Genomic DNA, 20,152 nt, shown 5'->3' with positions numbered 1-20,152 from the left:
ATGCTTAATTTAAATAAAAAATTTATTGCTGCTCTATTTTTAGCATCATTAACGTTCACTACTGGCTGTAACGAAATCCTGGATGAGCAGCCACGAGGTATCTATACACCTGAGGATTTTACTACAGAAAGAGGAATTTCTCAGGGAGTTACATCTTTATACAGACAAACCAGAATGCTTTATGGCAACGGATATTTCCTGAATGCAAATATGACAGGTACCGATGAAGCCACCTGGGCGCAGAGTGCAGATGGCAATTTTAAGGATCTTGATATGACAGGAGGAACTGGAAGTATCAATTCCAATACATTTCCTACGAGTATGATCTGGGGATCTGTTTTTCCATCCATCAATACAGCAAATGGAATTATCGAAAATGGTTCAGGAGCAGGTATAGCCGAATCTTTGATTTCAGAGGCTAGATTTTTCCGTTCTTTTAACTATTTTTTATTAGTACAGACTTACGGAGGGGTGCCTCTTGATTTAGGATCTGGTGAGTTGAAATTTAACATTAATCCTAAAACGACCTCGACCCGAAATACAGTTACAGAGGTGTACACTAAAGCAATCTTTCCGGATTTAATCAAAGCTGTTGAAAACCTCCCTACAAATCCGCGGGTTACAGGTGGTGTTACTAAAAATGTTGCGAGATTATTTCTTTCCAAAGCATATTTAACATACGCATGGTGGTTACAAAATCCCAACAGTATCCCAACATATCCTGAAACGCCAAGAACAGATCCTGCTGGTCATAATGCACAATATTATTTTCAGAAAGCTTACGATGTAGCTTTAGAAGGAATCAACGCGCCTGGTCCTTATGCTCTTATGCCTACATATTACGATATTCACAGAGGCGACAATGATAGAAATAAGGAATGCATGCTTTACGCTGATCATACAGAAACAAGTGCTTACTTTAATGAAGGTGTAATTCAGGCAAGTTATGGTGATGGGTGGTCTCCCAACAATTTTGCAGCTTGGATGTTTACTTTTAATTATACCAACCTGAAAAGCAGCTTATCCAATACAACCTTTACAAACGCAAGTTCAGTTCAGCGTGCAGCAACGCAGTCCTTAGGCAGACCTTGGGTACGTATGGCCCCAACCATCGAACTATTAAAAAATACTTTTGCAGATAAAACCAATGACTCACGTTATGACGGTACATTTGTTACGACATATAGAGGAAACTGGAATAAGGAGGGAACAGGACTAACGACTGTATCAACTTTGTATAACGCAAATAATTTACCAATTCAACCAGGGGATGCGGTGCTTTCATTCCTTGATAACGATTCTCAAACACCAACTTACCCTTCAAATGGCGGACAAAGCGGTGTTGGAGCAGGAGTATTGCCCGGTAGAGCAGACTGGGTAGTTGCACCAAGCGGAGTAAGCAGAATCGTATACCCGGGAGTTTGGAAAATTGGTACTTACCGTACAGATAATGGTAACGGTTTAGGGTATCCAAACCCAAGTTTAACGCGTCCTTTTGTAATAGCTAAATTCTCAGAATTTTATTTTCTTGCTGCTGAAGCTGCAATTAAAGGTGCTTCAGGATCACAATCTGCAAGAGATTTAATTAATGTGCTTCGTGCAAGAGCTGGAAAATGGGTATACAGTGTTAGCGCAAACGCTCCTAAATTGCAGGACAACAGCGCAGCAATGATTGCTGCTACTCCTGCAACCATAACTTTAGATTATCTTTTAGCAGAAAGATCTAGAGAATATTATGGAGAAGGTTACAGATGGTACGATTTAGTAAGAACTCAGACTTGGACTCAAAAATCTGCAACGTATTCTATTGGAGGTGTTAACTATGGAAATCACACTCCGCAAACTGTATCAAGAATAATACAGCCATTCCACTATCTGAGACCAATTCCTCAGGGACAGTTGGATGCAATGGAAGTATCTTCTGATATCAAAGCAAAATACCAGAATCCTGGTTATTAATTTATAACACATTCTTATTAACAGCAACAAAGTAGGTGTGATTACTGCACCTGCTTTGTTTTAAGAAAAAATAAAGATTATGGAAAAAACATGGCGTTGGTTTGGGAAGAATGATAAAATTCAATTAAATATGCTTCGTCAAATCGGAGTAGAAGGCATTGTTTCTGCGCTGCACAATATGCCAAACGGAGAAGTGTGGTCGTTGGAAGCAATTAGCGATTATAAAAATTACATAGAAAGTTTCGGACTTCGCTGGTCTGTTGTAGAAAGTCTGGCAGTAAGTGAAGCCATAAAATATGGAGGCGAAAACAGAGATCAGTTAATAGAAAATTACATTCAGAGTCTCGAAAATCTTGGAAAGGCAGGCGTAACAACAGTTTGTTACAACTTTATGCCGGTTTTGGATTGGGCTCGTACAGATTTGTTTTATCAATGGGAAGACGGCTCGTCCTCATTATACTTTAATAAAGCCAAATTTGCCTACTTTGAAATTCATATTCTGCAGAGAAAGGATGCAGAAAACGACTATAATTCAGATATTCTTCAAAAAGTAGAAGAGTTAAAGAATACACTGACAGAAGAAGATAATAACACTTTGATAGATTCTGTCATCGTAAAAACACAAGGTTTCGTTAACGGAAATATTAAGGAAGGAGACAAAAACCCGGTACAGCTATTCAAAAGCTTATTATCATTGTATGATGGGATTAATAAAGATCAGCTTCGCCAGAATATGAAATATTTTCTGGAGAAAATAATGCCGGTATGTGGAAAGTGGAACATCCAAATGTGCGTACATCCCGATGATCCGCCATTTGCATTATTGGGTTTACCAAGAATCGTAACCAACGAAGAAGATATCGACTGGATTTTACATGAAGTTGACAATCCGCACAATGGCCTTACATTCTGCACAGGTTCTTTGAGCGCCAACCTTCAGAATGATGTTCCGAAATTGGCTCAGAAATTTGCTCACCGAACAAAATTTGTCCATTTAAGAAGCACCAATGTCTTTGAGAACGGTGATTTTATTGAGGCTCATCATTTAGGAGGAAGAGGACAATTAATCGAAGTAATCAAAATTTTTGAAAAAGAAAACCCGGATTTACCAATGCGTGTAGATCACGGAAGATTATTAACTGATGATATCGACAAAGGCTACAATCCTGGCTATTCATTTTTAGGAAGAATGCTCGCCCTAGGACAAATCGAAGGCGTAATGGCAGCCGTGAATTCTTACGTAAAATAAATTAAAATAGAACTTAGAGGTTCATTTATCGACTCACAATCATTATTTACATTACAATGAACGAAATATTCAGTATAAAAGATAAAGTAGCCGTCATTACTGGGGCTTCAGGCGTGTTGGGCGGAAGTCTGGCTAAAAGTTTCATCGAAGCCGGAGCAAAAGTAATTGCTTTAGGAAGAAATCAGGAAACGCTTGATATTCGCGTTAAAGAACTCACAGAATCCGGAGGTGAGGCTTTTGCTGTAGAAGCCAACGTAATGAATGTTGAAAGTCTTGAATCCGCTTCAAAAAAAATCATAGAAAAATACGGTCAGATAGATATTCTTCTCAACATTGCAGGAGGAAATATCCCTGCCGCAACATTGTCTCAGGACCAGTCGTTTTTTGATCTGAAAATGGAAGCCTGGAATGAGGTGACCGATCTCAATATCAACGGAACTGTTTATCCAAGCTATGTTTTCGGAAAAGTAATGGCAGATCATGGAAGCGGAAGCATTGTGAATATCTCATCAATGGCAGCATATTCCGCAATCACAAGAGTTGCAGGATATTCTGCAGCCAAATCAGCAATTACAAATTTCACGCAATGGCTGGCTTCGGATGTCGCTTTAAAATTTGGAGACAAAATTCGTGTCAATGCCATTGCTCCCGGATTTTTCATCGGAGACCAAAACCGAGCAATTTTATTGAATCCGGATGGTTCTTTGACTGATCGAAGCAAAAAAGTCATTGCCAAGACGCCAATGGGACGATTTGGGAATTCAGACGAACTCAACGGCGCTGTACAATTCCTCTGTTCAGATGCCGCAAGTTTTATTACAGGTGCTTTACTTCCTATTGATGGTGGTTTCAGTGCTTTCAGTGGGGTATAAATACATATTATTTTTCTTCATATAGTTTACAAGACCTTACAGATTTCTTTCAATAAGGTCTTGTTTTTAAAAAATCTAACCTAAGACAAAATCTTCAATCTTTTTTAACAATGATCACTTTTAAAGGAAATAAAGAAGTTTTCGGAGAATCATTTTTGCTGGAATCGGCAAAGGCTGAAAATCTGTATTTTGGCTATGCGAAAGAAATGCCGATTATAGATTACCACAATCATCTGCAACCAGATGTTGTCTCTTCTAATCAGAATTTCCTTTCTCCCACAGCAATTTGGCTGGATGGCGATCATTATAAATGGCGTGCAATGCGCAATTTCGGAATTGATGAAAAATTCATTTCCGGCCAGGCTCCAGATCTGGAAAAATTCAGGAAATGGTCAGAAGTCGTACCTTTTACACTTCGAAATCCATTGTTTCACTGGACGCATCTGGAACTTAAAAATCCTTTTGGAATCAAAGAATACCTTTCCCCGAAAAATGCAGATTCAGTTTATCATCAGATGACTGAACTTCTGCAGACTTCTGAATTTTTGCCTCAGTCCATCATTCAAAATTTCAAAGTAGAAGCCTTGTGTACCACAGATGACCCTTCTGATGATCTTTCCTGTCACAAAAAATTAAAAAGCAGCAGTTTCGAGACTCAGGTTTTACCTGCTTTTCGTCCCGATTCTTACATCAATATCATCAATCCTGAAAAATATCTTGCAGATATTAAAAAATTGGAGAATATTAGCGAAATCTCAATTCAGTCAGTTTCTGATTTACTCAATGCGCTTCAATTAAGAATTAATTATTTTGCAGAAGCAGGGGCAAAAGTTGCCGATCACGGCTTCGAATATTTTCCTGATACCACAAAATGGAATCTGGAATTGGAGGCCGAATTCTCAGAATTTTTAAAGGGAAATAATCCAACATTCTCCAATCCGGAAGTGTTATGTGGTTATCTGCTGAAGGAACTTTGCAAAATGTACGCTGAAAAAGGTTGGGTGCAGCAGTTCCACGTTGGCGCAACCAGAAATAATAATTCCGAAATGCTGAAAAAAATCGGAATCAATGCTGGTTATGATGCCATCAGCGAGCAATATTTTGCCCCACGATTGAGCGTGCTTTTGGATGAATTAAATTCAAGCGGACAACTTACCAAAACCATTATTTATAATCTTAATCCTACTTTCAATGAGGTTTTAGCGACACTTGCCGGAAATTTTAATGAGGGCGGAATCAAATCTAAAGTACAATTCGGTGCCGCCTGGTGGTTTTTAGATCAGCTTGACGGGATGAAAAAACAGATGAATACGCTTTCTAACATTGGTTTGATCAGCACGTTTGTAGGAATGTTAACCGATTCCCGAAGTCTATTGTCATTCTCAAGACACGAATATTTCAGAAGACTTTTGTGCAATATGTTCGCCAGCGAGATGGAAAGAGGATTGCTTCCCAATGATGAGGAATGGGTCGGCAAAATCATTCAGGACATTTGTTATTATAACACTAAAAATTATTTTGAATTTTAATAATGCAAGATTCATCTTCCAATAAAATATTTTGTTTCGGGGAATTGCTTCTGCATTTCGCTCCGGATGCGCACGGAAACTGGTTAAATGATCAGTCTTTGAAAATCTATGTTGGAGGCGCAGAATACAATGTGGCTTATGCGCTTGCACAATGGAAAAATCCGGTAAAATTATTATCAGCTTTGCCTGAAAATTTTATAGGAAGTCAATTAAAATTACAGCTAACAAATAAAGGAATCGAAATTCTTGCCGAGAAAAACCAAGGAAGAATCGGTACATTTTATCTTTCTTCAGAAGGTGATATGCAGAATACGTCAGTGATTTATGACCGCTTTCCTTCGGTTTTTACTGAATCTGATTTTAACAGTTTTAGTTTTGATGAGATTTTTTCAGAAGTAAAATGGCTTCATATAACTACAATTACGTCGGCCTTAAGTGAAAATGCTTACCAGAAATGTCTGAATTTAATGAAAGAAGCGGCGTCCAGAAACATCACGGTTTCTCTCGATTTGAATTATCGTGCATCACTTTGGGAAGGCAGAAATCCTTTTGATAAAATCAAAAAACTAATGCCTTTTGTGAATGTTTTGATGGGAAATATCTGGTCAATCCAACAGTTTTTGAACATTCCGATAGAATATGAGTTAAATGGAAATTTTGATGATAAAAACCTTTTAAAACAGTCAGAAAAATCAGCATTAGAAATTCAGAAACAATTTCCTAATGTAAAGTTGGTTGCCAATACATTCCGGTTTACGAACGGTGAAGAAGTCAATTACTATGCGACTTTATTTGCTGATGATAAGCTTTTGGTTTCAGAGAAATATTATTCAAACAAAATTGAAGAAAGAGTAGGCAGCGGCGATTCTTTTATGGCAGCTTTGATTCACGGGGCTTTAAAAGAAAATTCTTCTCAGCAAATTTTGGAAGATGCTACGAAAGTCGCTTTCAAAAAATTGTTTGTAAAAGGCGATACCATTAATGACAGTATTAATATTGAAAAATTATGAATGTAATACTACAAAAGATAAAAGACCAGAAAATTATTCCGTTGTTTTATAACGAATCATTCGAGGTTTCAAAAAATACCGTAAAAGCTTTGTACGAAGCTGGAATTCGTGTGATAGAATACACCAACAGAGGCATTGAGGCATTAGAGAATTTTACTAAACTTAAAGAAATTTCCGCCTTCGAATTTCCGGAACTTTTACTAGGAATCGGAACCGTGAAAAATATAAAAGAAATGGATGATTATGCCGATGCAAAAGCGGATTTCATTATTACGCCTGTCATTAACGAAGAACTTGTGAAACATTCTGTTAAAAAAAATATTATTTTAATTCCGGGCTGTTTCACCCCTTCCGATGTCAATTTGGCTTTTCAAAACGGACTTCGATTGGTGAAAATTTTCCCCGCAGATGCTTTGGGCAAAACTTATATCAAATCTATTCAGCCCGTTTTTCCGGGAATGAATTTTATGCCGACCGGAGGAATCAATGCTGATGTTGAAGACATTACAGAATGGTTGAAAGGTGGTGCAATTGCTGTTGGATTGGGAAGTTCGCTTATCAAAACAGATTTTACTGCTGAACAGTTAACTGAAAAAGTTCAGAATTTATTACAACAACTTAATCAAAACTAAATGCAGGCTCCTAAAAATCACAATATCAGATGGTTTATGCTGTCATTGGTTTTCCTCGCCACTACCATCAATTACCTCGACCGTCAGGTAATGGGTTTGCTGAAACCTGTTCTTGAAAAAGAGTTCAGCTGGGACGAGAAAGATTACAGCTATATCGTGATGGCATTTACGACGACTTATGCGATCGGATATCTTGCGATGGGAAGGTTTATCGATAGAGTAGGAACCAAAATTGGTTATGCCGTTTCACTCATTGTCTGGAGTCTCGCTTCTATTGGACACGGTTTTGTAAAAAGCACCGTTGGATTTTTGATTGCAAGAAGCACATTGGGAATCAGCGAAGCAGGAAATTTTCCGGCAGCGATAAAATCTGTTGCAGAATGGTTTCCTAAAAAAGAAAGAGCATTAGCAACGGGGATTTTTAACTCCGGAGCAACGGTTGGAGCTATTTTAGCACCGCTTCTTGTGCCGTTTATTTTAGGACATTACGGTTGGCGGGAAACTTTCGTCTGGATTGGAGCATTAGGTTTATTATGGATTGTCCTTTGGTGGAGATTCTACACCATTCCGGAAAAAACAAAAAAACTCAGCAAAGAAGAGTTACAGTACATCAAAAGTGATCAGGACGGTAAAACGCAGGAACAGTCCAAAGTACCATTGTCCGAAATATTAAAATACAAAGTGACCTGGTCTTTTGCCATTGGGAAAATGCTGACTGACCCGATCTGGTATTTCTTTATGTTCTGGCTTCCTGCTTATTTTTCTGACGTATTTAAAATGGATATGACTAAACCTTCTCTCCCGTTGATTATTATCTATAGCGGAACTACGATTGGAAGCATCGGCGGCGGTTATCTTTCTTCATTTTTAATTAAAAAAGGCTGGGCAATCGGGAGAGCCAGAAGTGTGACTATGCTCTTGTTTGCATTGATGGTAGTTCCCGTGATGTTCTCAAAATATGTAGACAATATGTGGTTGATTACCATTATCATTGCTTTTGCAACCGCAGCTCATCAAGGTTGGGGAGCCAATCTGATGACGACGGTCGGCGACAAATTACCCAATAATTATGTAAGTTCTGTGATCGGATTTGGTGGAATGTTGGGTTCTGCCGCAGGCATTATTTTTCCCCTATTTATCGGAATTATCCTAGACACATTCAAAAAAGCTGGAAACATCAACGGCGGATACAACATTATATTTTTCATTGCCGGCGTTTCTTACATTGCAGCTTGGGGAATTATCTGGTTGATCAACAGGAAAAAGACTGAAATTTCTATTTAAAATTAAAGAAAATAATACGTGAAATGAGCTTAAAGCATTGCATATTAACCATCCATATTTTCATCAGCGGATTTTTCTTTGCTCAAAAGGGAGGGAAATATAAGCTTTGGTACGACAAACCTGCAAAACAGTGGGTGGAAGCGTTGCCTGTTGGAAACGGCAGATTGGCGGCAATGGTTTTTGGAGATCCTTACAAGGAAAAGCTTCAGATGAACGAAGCAACTTTTTGGTCGGGCAGTCCTTCCCGGAATGACAATCCTGATGGTCCAAAATTGTTGGATTCTATCCGGTATTATTTATTTAATGGAAATTACAAAAGAGCGGAAATCCTTTCTAATAAAGGCTTAACGGCGAAAACACTTCACGGTTCGGCATTTCAGAATATCGGTGATTTAAATCTTGATTTTAATAATCTTGGCGATGTCGAAGATTATTACCGCGAACTTGATATTGAAAAAGCAATCATAACAACCAAGTTTTCTTCCAACGGAATTCATTATAAAAGAGAAGTTTTCGCGTCAATTCCGGATCAGGTCATTGTGATAAAACTGAGTTCAGATAAAAAAAATGCGCTGAGTTTCACTGCGGGATTTAACAGTGAACTCAAAAAAAATGCAAATGCGATTGATGCCAATACCTTGCAAATGGACGGACTTTCTTCTACATTAGACGGCGTTCAGGGTCAGGTGAAATTCAATACGCTGGCGAAATTCATTACCAAAGGTGGAAAAAATTCAGTTTCAGGAAGCAGAATTTCGATTGCCAATGCAGATGAAGTAATGATTCTTATTTCAATCGCCACCAATTTCACAGACTACAAAACTTTGAATACGGATGAAGTTTCAAAAAGCAAAAAATATATTTCACAATCAGAAACTAAAAATTTTAATACTTTAATTAAAAAACATCTCAAAGATTATCAGAATTATTTTAAAAGGGTAGATTTCAACCTCGGAACTTCTCCTGCCTCACAATTTCCAACGGATATTCGTGTTAAGAATTTCGCAAATACCTACGATCCTGAACTCGTTTCATTGTATTATCAGTTCGGGCGTTATCTCTTGATTTCATCATCGCAACCGGGCGGTCAGCCAGCGAATCTCCAAGGGATTTGGAATAATTCCAACAAACCGGCGTGGGACAGCAAATACACCATCAACATCAATACGGAAATGAATTATTGGCCTGCAGAAAAAACCAACCTATCGGAAATGCACGAACCGTTGATTCAAATGATCAAAGATTTAAGTGAAACCGGAGCAGAAACGGCAAAAATAATGTACAAAAGCCGAGGCTGGGTAGCGCATCACAACACAGATATCTGGAGAATTACAGGGGTAGTAGACTTTGCCAACGCCGGACAATGGCCAATGGGAAGCGCATGGCTTTCTCAGCATCTTTGGGAAAAATATTTATACAGCGGAGACAAAAATTATCTCAAATCCATTTATTCCGTTCTGAAATCTGCGACACAGTTCTATGAAGATTTCCTGATTGAAGAACCTACTCACAAATGGTTGGTCGTAAGTCCGTCTATGTCTCCCGAAAATATTCCGCAGGGAAACAAGGGAAGTGCTTTGGCGGCAGGGAATACGATGGATAACCAGTTGATGTTTGACCTGTTCAGCAAAACAAAAAAAGCAGCACAAATTTTAAATGTAGATTCAGATAAAATTCCGGTTTGGAACAATATCATTTCAAAATTACCACCAATGAAAATCGGTCATTACGGACAGTTGCAGGAATGGATGGAAGACTGGGACAACCCGAAAGACAATCACAGACACGTTTCGCATTTATATGGATTGTTTCCGGGAAATCAGATTAATCCTGTCACAACACCTGAACTTTTTGATGCTTCAAAAACAGTTTTAATTCATCGTGGCGATGTTTCCACAGGCTGGTCGATGGGCTGGAAGATCAATCTTTGGGCTAAATTGTTAGACGGAAACCACGCCAATAAATTAATAAAAGACCAGTTAACTTTGGTGGAAAAAGACGGTTGGGGCGAAAAAGGAGGGACTTATCCGAATTTGTTTGATGCGCATCCGCCGTTTCAGATTGATGGAAATTTCGGCTGTACTTCCGGAATTACCGAAATGCTTTTGCAGACCCAAAACGGGAGCATTGACATTTTACCCGCACTTCCCGACGAATGGAAAAATGGAAATATTTCCGGACTGAAAACGTATGGCGGTTTTGAAGTCAGTATTGTTTGGAAAGATAGTCAGACTAAAGAAGTTGTCATCAAATCAAATCTGGGTGGAAACTGCAGAATCAGTGCATCTAATGAATTAGAATTAAAAGGAAAAAACACTTTAAAGTTGGCATCAGGAAATAATCAAAATTCATATTTTGAAATTCCGAGAATTAAAGAGCCTTTGATTTCGTCGGAAGCACAATTAAATCCAGTGAAAATGAAAGAAAAATTCACTTATGATTTTCCGACAGAAGCAGGAAAAACTTATACATTAAAAATTAAATAATAATCTAAAAAATATAACAATGAAACAGAGAATAATGCATTCGATTTTTTTAAGAAATAAACTCACTTTGGTGGCAGCAGTTTCTTTACTTTCTTTAAGTAACGTTTCAGCACAGACTTTTTCAGACTTTTCCTACCGTGGAAATGATAAAATATACACAAATAATCCACTGAAAGAGAACGAATTTTACTCTCCGATTCTTCAGGGTTGTTATCCCGACCCAAGTATTACCAGAAAAGGAGACGATTATTATTTGGTCAATTCTTCATTTTCAATGTTTCCGGGTGTTCCGATTTTTACTTCCAAAGATTTGGTAAACTGGAAGCAGGTTGGTCACGTTCTGGACAGGCCTTCTCAGCTTAAAGTAGAAAAAGGCGGTGTTTCTCAGGGAATATATGCTCCGGACATCAAATACAACAAATTTAACGACACTTTTTATATGATCACCACGCAGATTGCTGGTGGAATTGGAAATATGGTCGTGAAAACCAAAGACCCAGCAAAAGGCTGGAGTGAAGTACAGAAACTGAATTTCGACGGCATCGATCCTGCCATTTTCTTTGATGACGATGGTAAAGCCTACATTGTTCACAATGATGCGCCTCCGAAAGGAACTGAGCAGTACAATGGTCACCGTGTCATCAAAATGTGGGATTATGATTTGGAAAAAGATCAGGTTGTTGCAGGTTCAGACAGAATTATTGTAAACGGTGGTGTTGATCTTTCTCAAAAACCAATCTGGATAGAAGGTCCGCACTTATATAAAAAGAACGGAAAATATTTTCTGATGTGTGCAGAAGGCGGAACTGGCGGTAATCACAGCGAAGTTATTTTTATGTCGGATTCTCCAAAAGGTCCCTTTGTTCCTGCAACGAATAATCCAATTTTGACACAACGGTATTTCCCGAAAGACCGAAAAGATAAAGTAGATTGGGCGGGTCACGCGGATTTGGTAGAAACTCCTGACGGAAAATATTACGGCGTATTTTTGGCCATTCGTCCCAACGAAAAAGGGCGTGTGAATCACGGAAGAGAAACTTTCATTCTTCCAGTAGACTGGAGCGGAAAGTATCCTGTTTTTGAAAACGGTTTAGTTCCGATGAAACCAAAATTAAAACTGCCGGAAGGCGTAAAAAATCAAACCGGACAAAATGGTTTTTTCCCGAACGGGAACTTCACGTACAATGATAAACTGACCGACAAAAATCTTGATTTCCGATGGATTGCAATGCGTGGACCTCGTGAAAACTTCATCACGGCTGCTAAAAATGGCGTAAAGGTGAATCCTATGGAAACGAATATCAAAGCTTTGGCTCCTGTTTCGGCATTATTCCACAGATTACAGCACGAAGATTTCAAAACTTCGGTAACACTTGATTTCAAACCTAAATCTGAAAAAGAATTAGCCGGAATCACCTGCTACCAAAGCGAAAGATTCAATTACGTCTTTGGAATTACCAAAAAAAACAAAGACTTTTACATCGTTTTGGAAAGAACAGAAAAAGGAGCATCAAAACTGATTGCCAGCGAAAAGATTGCACTTTCAAAGTCGGTTAAATTGCAGGTAGTGGGCGAAAAAGATGACCTTAATTTCAATTACTCTCTGGACGGTAAAAACTTTAAAAATCTTGGCGGTTCGGTTTCCGGAGATATCCTTTCTACCGATGTTGCAGGAGGTTTCACAGGAAGCTTGATTGGTTTATACAGCACGTTATCTAACGATATTGTACCGAATTAAAGAAATTATTATCAATAGCAATGGGCTTTAGCCCATTCATTAAAAAGAAAATCAAATTGGCTTTAGCCAAAACCTATACAAATGCAGGTTTTGACAGGTGAGCTTGCAACGCTTAAAAATAAAACGGTTAGTATCAGCAATGTCACACTAAGCTTATCGAAGTATCTTTTAAAATTGGATTAAAGAATTAAATTACCAACCAAAATATTTAAATTTTGAAAATTAATAAACCATTTTATATAGTTTCTTTTTTTGGATTTATCGGGCTGAATTTCCTTTCGGCCCAGGTAAATCCTCCTCAGAAACAGCAGACGACAGCATTTACAAATCCTATCATTTGGGCAGATGCTCCGGATTTATCGATCACAAGAAATGGCGATGATTTTTATCTCATCAGCACCACTATGCACCTGATGCCGGGCGCTCCGGTGATGCATTCCAGAGATCTCGTCCATTGGGAAATGGCAAGCTATGTTTTTGAAAGCCTGAATGACAATTCTAAATACGATTTAGTCAATGGAACCGTTTACGGTCGCGGACAATGGGCTTCATCCATTCGTTACCACAGAGGGAAATATTACGTTTTGTTTTCCCCGAATGATGAGCCTTTCAAATCTTATTTTTATGTTTCCGACAATCCCGAAAAAGGAAACTGGAAACTGATTACAAGAACGAGACATTTTCACGATGCTTCGTTGCTTTTCGATGATGATAACAGGGTTTATGTTTTCACTTCCAACAAGGTTTTTGAACTAAGTCCTGATTTTAAAGAAGTCATCGGGAATCCCGACGGAACGGTGGTTTTTGAAAAAGATTCTTCAGAAACCGGGCTTCTGGAAGGCAATCAGATCATTAAAAAAGAAGGAAAATATTATATGATGATGATCTCCTGGCCAAGAGACGGAAAACGCCGTCAGGAAGTGTATAGAGCCAATAAAGTTACAGGACCTTTCGAGAAAAAAGTGATTCTGGAAGACAATTTTCTCGGATTTTCTTATGCAGGACAAGGCGCTTTAATTGATGATAAAAACGGAAATTGGTATTCGCTGATTTTTCAGGACAGAAATGGAGTTGGGCGTGTCCCGATTTTGATTCCTGTAAAATGGGAAAACGACTGGCCTGTTTTGGGAGATAATGGCAAGATTCCTTTAAATGGCGAGGTTCCGCTTCCGCCGTTTAAACCGAAAAATAATATCGTAGAAAGTGATGAATTTTCAGATAAAAAACTAAAAATCCAATGGCAATGGAACCATAATCCTGTGAATGAAGCCTGGTCTTTATCCGACAGAAAAGGATTTATGAGACTGAAAACCAATAGAATTGTTGATAATATTTATTTGGCTCCAAACACAATCACCCAAAGAATGACCGGTCCGAAATCAAGTGCTGTTGTTGCGTTAGATTTGAAAGGAATGAAAAACGGTGATGTTACAGGTTTCAGTGCATTTAATGGTGATTCAGGATTATTATCGGTTATAAAAGAAGGCAATCAGAAATTTTTGACTTTTTCTACCAATGAAGTCAGTCTTGACAGTAAAACGAAAGCCATTTTGGATGTTAAAAAAGAAAGAGAAAAAGCGCATTCTCCTAACTTCAGATAAAATTTATCTCCGTATTGATGCCGATTTTAATCTTGGTAAAGATCTGGCAAATTTCTCATATAGTACCGATCAGAAAAACTGGACGGAAATGGCAAAGAATTACAAAATGATTTTCGATTACAGAAGATTGTTTATGGGATCAAAATTTGCGATTTTCAATTATGCAACGAAAAGTACAGGAGGTTTTGTAGATGTTGATTTTTTTCGAATAATAGATTCTTCAACCATAAAATAAAAATTTTTATATTAATAAAAGAAGAAAAATAGTTCCGTTGAATATTATTTTTTTATCTAAATTAATAAGTGTAAAAAATACAAATAAAAAATATGAGTAAGTCAATGATATTGGTTTTAGGTTTTATCTTGTCGGGAATGTCTGCTTCTGGGCAAACATTTGAAAAACAGGCTCCACAAGGTTTTGATGTTGAAAAGAAAGAAATTCCCCATGGGAAAATTGATACTATTAGATACGAATCAAAAACGGTAGGAACTCAGAGAAAAGCTTTGATTTATACGCCGCCAGGTTTCAAAAAAGGGACTCAATATCCAGTTTTATATCTCCTTCACGGTATTGGCGGTGACGAAAAAGAATGGTACAAAAACGGAACGCCACAAATTATTCTGGACAATCTTTACGCTCAGGGAAAACTTGCGCCGATGATTGTCGTTTTACCAAACGGCAGAGCAATGAAAGACGACCGCGCCACCGGAAATATTATGGCAAAAGATAAAGTGGAAGCTTTCGCAACTTTTGAAAAAGATTTGCTGAACGACCTTATTCCTTTTATCGAAAAAAAATATCCCGTTAAAAAAGACAGAGAAAACCGGGCGATTGCAGGACTTTCAATGGGTGGCGGACAAACCCTGAATTTCGGACTGGGAAATATCGACAAATTCGCCTGGGTTGGCGGTTTTTCATCGGCTCCAAACACCAAAGAACCTCAACAGTTGCTTCCGGATCCGCAAAAAGCTAAAAAACTGAAACTGATATTCATATCCTGTGGCGATCAGGACGGTTTGATGCCTTTCAGCAAGAGAACAAGCGATTATCTGGCAGAAAATAAAATTCCGCACATATTTTACATAGAACCGGGCGGTCACGATTTCAAAGTCTGGAAAAACGATTTGTACATCTTTTCGCAATTAATTTTTAAACCTGTCGACAAAACTAAATTTTCTGAATTTACCGTGTTTGGAAGTCCAGCCGAATCCAACATCAGAAATGCACAGTTTCCGCAAATTCTTCGCAATGGAAAAGCAATGTTTAAAGTGAAAGCTCCCGATGCGCAGAAAGTTCAGATAGATTTAGGCAAAAAATACGACCTCAAAAAAGAATTGGATGGTTCGTGGACAGCAACCACAGATTCTTTGAGTGAAGGTTTTCATTATTATTCTTTACTGATTGATAATGTTGCCATTGCAGACCCATCAAGCAAATCATTTTACGGAATGGGAGGATTTGCCAGCGGAATCGAAATTCCTTTTGCGGGCGACAATTATTATGCATTAAAAGACGTTCCGCACGGTGATATCAGAATTCAGAATTTCTTTTCAAAAGTGACCAATTCGTGGAGAAGAGTTTTTATCTACACTCCGCCTGGCTACGACAAAAATGTGAGTGAAAGTTATCCCGTGCTATACATTCTTCACGGCGGCGGCGAGGATGAAAGTGGTTGGGCAACTCAGGGAAAAGCCAATTTAATCCTTGATAATCTGATTGCAGAAGGCAAAGCAAAACCAATGATTTTAATAATGCCGGATGCGAATATCGGTCCTGCCGGATTCGGAAATTTTGGGGTTAGAAATCTTCAGATGTTTGAAAAAGAACTGAAAGAATCTGTGATTCCATTTACAGAGTCAGGTTTCAGAGTTAAAAAAGATGAGTCAAACAGAGCTTTGGCAGGACTTTCAATGGGAGGAATCTACACGCTTTATACAGGAATTCAGAACTCGGAAATGTTTTCTTCTTTGGGCGTTTTCAGTTCGGGATGGATGTTGCCGACTCTTCAGAAAGTGGCGGATGATGAGTATCAATTTTTAACTGACAATACATCAAAATTCAATTCAAATATTAAAAATTTCTGGATTGCGATGGGCGGGGAAAATGATATTGCGTATCAGAATAATCAGATAATGATGAAGAAACTGGATGAATTGGGCATTAAATATTCCTATTCTGAATATCCCGGTGGTCATACCTGGCCCGTTTGGAGAAATAATCTCTACCAGTTTGCACAGTTGCTTTTTAAGTAATGACAAAGTCCAGTTAACAACTAACCTGAACATCAGGCTCATCCGACAACCATTCAATAAAATACTTCTATGAAAGAGATTTTAAAAAATATTTTAAATGTAAGCTTAGTCCTGACGGGAATATCGCTTTCTGCACAAAATCCCATCATTCAGACAAAATTTACTGCTGATCCTGCACCGATGGTGTACAAGGATACTGTTTTTTTGTACACGAGTCATGACGAAGACGATGCTTTCGGATTCAAAATGAAAGACTGGTTGCTCTATACTTCAACCGATATGGTCAACTGGACTGATCACGGCGTTGTGGCTTCTCTCAAGGATTTCAAATGGACCGATCCGGAAAACGGAGCATGGGCTCCTCAAGTCATAGAAAGAAACGGTAAATTTTATATGTATTGCCCGATGCCCGGACAGAGAGGAATCGGTGTTCTGGTAGCCAACAGTCCGTACGGTCACTTTCAAAGATCCAATCGGCAAACCATTGGTTAAAAATTCGAGTGATGATATCGACCCCACCGTTCTGATAGATGATGATGGTCAGGCTTACCTCTATTGGGGAAATCCGAATTTATGGTACGTAAAGCTCAATAAAGATATGATTTCTGTGGATGGACCTGTGGTGAAAGATCCTTCAATTGCCAAAGTTAAAGATTTTGCTGACCCATTTCATTATCAGGAAGGTCCGTGGGTCTGGAAACGAAACGGAAATTATTATATGGCATATGCTTCAACTTGCTGTCCGGAAGGGATTGGTTATGCGATGGGGAAGTCGGCAACCGGTCCGTGGGAATTCAAGGGAATGATTATGGACAGTGACAAACGTTCCAACGGAAATCACCCGGGAATCATTGATTTTAAGGGTAAATCGTATGTTTTCGGTTTCAATTATAATCTTGGAAAACAGTCGGTCAGCAAGCATTACGAGCGCCGCTCCATCTGTGTGAGCGAACTGGTTTACAATGCCGATGGCACGATTCAAAAATTACCTTTTTGGAATCCTGAAGGCGTAAAAAGAATAGCAACACTGAATCCTTATAATAGAGTTGAAGCTGAAACCATTTCTTACAGTGAAGGCTTGAAAACAGAAAAAATGACCGAATGGGAAAGAAATAATCCCTACGACACAGGCAAAAAAATTACAGACCGTATGGTTGTGTCATCGATTAACAATGGCGATTACCTCAAAATTCAGGGTGTTGATTTTTCCAAAGGAACCCAATTTTTAGAAATTTCTGTCGCTTCGATAAATGGGGGAACTATAGACATCCATACCGATTCACTGGATGGAAAACTTGTGGGAACGGTTGAGATTGTGGGAAAAGCAGAAGGTGATCTTTTTAAAAACATTAAATCTCCTGTAAAAAATATTAAAGGTGTGCACGATTTATACTTTGTATTCAAAGGAAACAAAGATCTTTTCTATTTTGACTGGTGGAAATTCGGTTCTTAATAACGGTTTATTTAAAATTTAAACAATTTCTTATTTCGCTTAAAATTTTAAAAATGTACAGATTTAAACTTTTTATTTTAAGTTTTTTTGTCACCGGATGTTGGTTAAATGCGCAGAATGTCGTTTGGCTGGATGAGCTCGACCTCAGTGTTTCCACGCAGGGTCACGGCAAACCGGGAATCAATACTTCTGTTGACGGAAAAAAACTGACGATTGCAGGTGAAACTTTCGACAGAGGCTTCGGAACGCACGCCGAAAGTTCTTTGTTGATTAAATTAAATGGTAACGTCCAAAAATTCTCAGCTTTGGTAGGAATTGACGACGAAATAAAAGGACAAAATCCAGCCGCAGAATTCGAGATTTATGGCGACAACAAAAAGCTCTGGTCAAGCGGTATGATGAAATTGGGCGACAAGGCAAAACCTCTTTCTGTTTCGCTGGAAGGTGTGAAACAACTGGAATTAGTCGTTGCTGATGGCGGAAACGGTCCGTATTACGACCACGCAGATTGGGTCAACGCAAAATTTGAAACCATCGGAGTTACAACTTTGGAAACTTTCAATCCAATTTCTTCGGAACCTTATATTTTAACGCCAAAACCTGCTCCAACACCAAAAATTAATTCGGCAGGTGTTTACGGTACTCGTCCCGGCTCGCCTTTTCTTTTCAGAATTCCTGCTACGGGGGACAGACCAATGACTTTCTCGGCCAAAAATCTTCCGAAAGGCTTAAAGATCGATTCGGAAACCGGTATTATTAGCGGAAAAATTGATACGAAGGGAACCTATGACGTGATTTTGAATGCAAAAAATGCAAAAGGCTCTGCTTCAAAAAAATTAAAGATAGAAATCGGCGACCGGATTGCACTCACACCAACAATGGGTTGGAATAGCTGGAACTGTTTCGGACACGAGGTTTCTGCTGACAAAGTAAAACGTGCAACTGATGCTTTAATTAAATCTGGACTGGTGAATCACGGTTGGAATTACATCAATGTTGATGATTCGTGGCAGTTTAACAGAGACGGAAAAGATCCTTCATTTATAGGAAAAATGCGGGATGACAAAGGTTATATTTTAACCAATTCCAAATTTCCGGATATGAAAAATCTAGGCGATTACATTCACGGAAACGGTTTGAAAATGGGAATCTATTCTTCGCCCGGTCCGTGGACTTGCGGTGGATGCGCCGGAAGTTACGGTTACGAAAAACAGGACGCAGAAAGTTATGCGAAATGGGGTGTCGATTACCTGAAATACGACTGGTGCAGCTATGGCGGCGTAATTGACGGTTTGCCCGATAACGACCCAAACAAGGTTCCGTCACTGGCTTTCAACGGCGGTGGCGATTTGGATAAAGGCGTAAAACCATTCAAACTGATGGGCAGTCTTTTGAAACAGCAATCGAGAGATATCGTCTACAACCTTTGCCAATACGGAATGGGCGATGTCTGGAAATGGGGCGATGAAACCGATGCGCAATCGTGGCGAACTACCAATGACATTACTGATACCTGGGCGAGCGTTAAAAATATTGCGTTGGCACAGGATAAATCAGCAACTTTTGCAAAACCTGGTAATTGGAACGATCCCGATATGTTGGTTGTAGGCATTGTCGGTTGGGGAAATCCGCACCAGAGCCGTTTGAAACCCGATGAGCAATATTTGCATATCAGTCTTTGGAGCATATTTTCAGCGCCGCTTCTTATTGGTTGCGACCTTGAAAAACTGGACGATTTTACCTTAAATCTTTTAACGAATGATGAGGTGATCGCAGTGAATCAGGATGCTTTGGGGAAGCAGGGCGTTTGCCTTCAGACGATTGGCGAGCTTAAAATCTATGTGAAAGAAATGGAAGACGGAACCAGAGCGGTTGCTTTTGCCAATTTCGGAAGAGAAAAAGTGACTATGAATTATACAGATTTTTCAAAACTTGGAATATCGGGCAAACAAATCATCCGTGATCTTTGGAGACAAAAAGACATTACAAAATTAAATACCGTACATGATAATCTGCCATTGGAAATAGCAGCGCACGGCGTGGCTTATTATAAGTTTATCGGAAATAAATAATCACATTTTAAATA

Annotated in this window: 15 protein-coding genes; all 15 read left to right on the top strand. The window is 38.8% G+C overall.

Annotation, left to right across the window (positions count from 1 at the left end; all coding sequences use genetic code 11):
* The 15 genes from ACZZZA_RS15785 to ACZZZA_RS15715 all read left to right on the top strand — a co-directional run bounded on the left by ACZZZA_RS15785 (position 1) and on the right by ACZZZA_RS15715 (position 20,138).
* Positions 1-1,959: a RagB/SusD family nutrient uptake outer membrane protein gene (locus ACZZZA_RS15785; RefSeq protein ID WP_463433373.1), complete on the top strand. Its 1,959-nt coding sequence runs from the start codon at positions 1-3 to the stop codon at positions 1,957-1,959.
* Between the two features lie 79 nt (positions 1,960-2,038).
* Positions 2,039-3,208: a mannonate dehydratase gene (gene uxuA / locus ACZZZA_RS15780; protein WP_463433371.1), complete on the top strand. Its 1,170-nt coding sequence runs from the start codon at positions 2,039-2,041 to the stop codon at positions 3,206-3,208.
* 56 nt (positions 3,209-3,264) lie between these two features.
* Positions 3,265-4,080: an SDR family oxidoreductase gene (locus ACZZZA_RS15775; protein ID WP_463433370.1), complete on the top strand. Its 816-nt coding sequence runs from the start codon at positions 3,265-3,267 to the stop codon at positions 4,078-4,080.
* Between the two features lie 110 nt (positions 4,081-4,190).
* Positions 4,191-5,609: a glucuronate isomerase gene (gene uxaC, locus ACZZZA_RS15770; RefSeq protein WP_463433368.1), complete on the top strand. Its 1,419-nt coding sequence runs from the start codon at positions 4,191-4,193 to the stop codon at positions 5,607-5,609.
* A 2-nt stretch (positions 5,610-5,611) separates the two neighbouring features.
* Positions 5,612-6,619, top strand: a complete 1,008-nt coding sequence (locus tag ACZZZA_RS15765; protein ID WP_463433366.1) for a PfkB family carbohydrate kinase — start codon at positions 5,612-5,614, stop codon at positions 6,617-6,619.
* Positions 6,616-7,251: a bifunctional 4-hydroxy-2-oxoglutarate aldolase/2-dehydro-3-deoxy-phosphogluconate aldolase gene (locus ACZZZA_RS15760; protein ID WP_463433364.1), complete on the top strand. Its 636-nt coding sequence runs from the start codon at positions 6,616-6,618 to the stop codon at positions 7,249-7,251. Before ACZZZA_RS15765 ends, ACZZZA_RS15760 begins: the two co-directional genes overlap by 4 nt.
* The gene (locus ACZZZA_RS15755) at positions 7,252-8,535 is read left to right on the top strand and encodes an MFS transporter (protein WP_463433362.1); all 1,284 of its coding nucleotides are present in this window, start codon (positions 7,252-7,254) and stop codon (positions 8,533-8,535) included.
* 23 nt (positions 8,536-8,558) lie between these two features.
* A complete protein-coding gene (locus ACZZZA_RS15750; protein WP_463433360.1) occupies positions 8,559-11,021 on the top strand; it encodes a glycoside hydrolase family 95 protein in 2,463 nt (820 codons plus the stop codon).
* A gap of 19 nt (positions 11,022-11,040) precedes the next feature.
* Positions 11,041-12,759, top strand: a complete 1,719-nt coding sequence (locus ACZZZA_RS15745) for a glycoside hydrolase family 43 protein (protein ID WP_463433358.1) — start codon at positions 11,041-11,043, stop codon at positions 12,757-12,759.
* Between the two features lie 215 nt (positions 12,760-12,974).
* Complete coding sequence (locus ACZZZA_RS15740) at positions 12,975-14,360, top strand: glycoside hydrolase family 43 protein (protein ID WP_463433356.1); 1,386 nt, start codon at positions 12,975-12,977, stop codon at positions 14,358-14,360.
* Entirely contained in the window at positions 14,314-14,595 is a 282-nt protein-coding gene (locus ACZZZA_RS15735) for a beta-xylosidase family glycoside hydrolase (protein ID WP_463433354.1), read from the top strand. The genes ACZZZA_RS15740 and ACZZZA_RS15735 overlap by 47 nt, the downstream gene beginning before the upstream one ends.
* A gap of 92 nt (positions 14,596-14,687) precedes the next feature.
* On the top strand, positions 14,688-16,613 hold the full coding sequence (locus ACZZZA_RS15730; protein ID WP_463433352.1) for an alpha/beta hydrolase-fold protein: 1,926 nt from the start codon (positions 14,688-14,690) through the stop codon (positions 16,611-16,613).
* 69 nt (positions 16,614-16,682) lie between these two features.
* The gene (locus ACZZZA_RS15725; protein ID WP_463433350.1) at positions 16,683-17,105 is read left to right on the top strand and encodes a family 43 glycosylhydrolase; all 423 of its coding nucleotides are present in this window, start codon (positions 16,683-16,685) and stop codon (positions 17,103-17,105) included.
* A complete protein-coding gene (locus ACZZZA_RS15720; protein WP_463433348.1) occupies positions 17,098-18,066 on the top strand; it encodes a family 43 glycosylhydrolase in 969 nt (322 codons plus the stop codon). Before ACZZZA_RS15725 ends, ACZZZA_RS15720 begins: the two co-directional genes overlap by 8 nt.
* A gap of 53 nt (positions 18,067-18,119) precedes the next feature.
* Positions 18,120-20,138 (top strand): NPCBM/NEW2 domain-containing protein, encoded by a 2,019-nt coding sequence (locus ACZZZA_RS15715; RefSeq protein WP_463433346.1) that lies wholly within the window; start codon positions 18,120-18,122, stop codon positions 20,136-20,138.
* Positions 20,139-20,152: the final 14 nt, after the last annotated feature.

It is taken from the genome of Chryseobacterium sp. AC405b (assembly GCF_979258685.1).
This window is presented reverse-complemented; position numbering and strand designations above follow the sequence as displayed.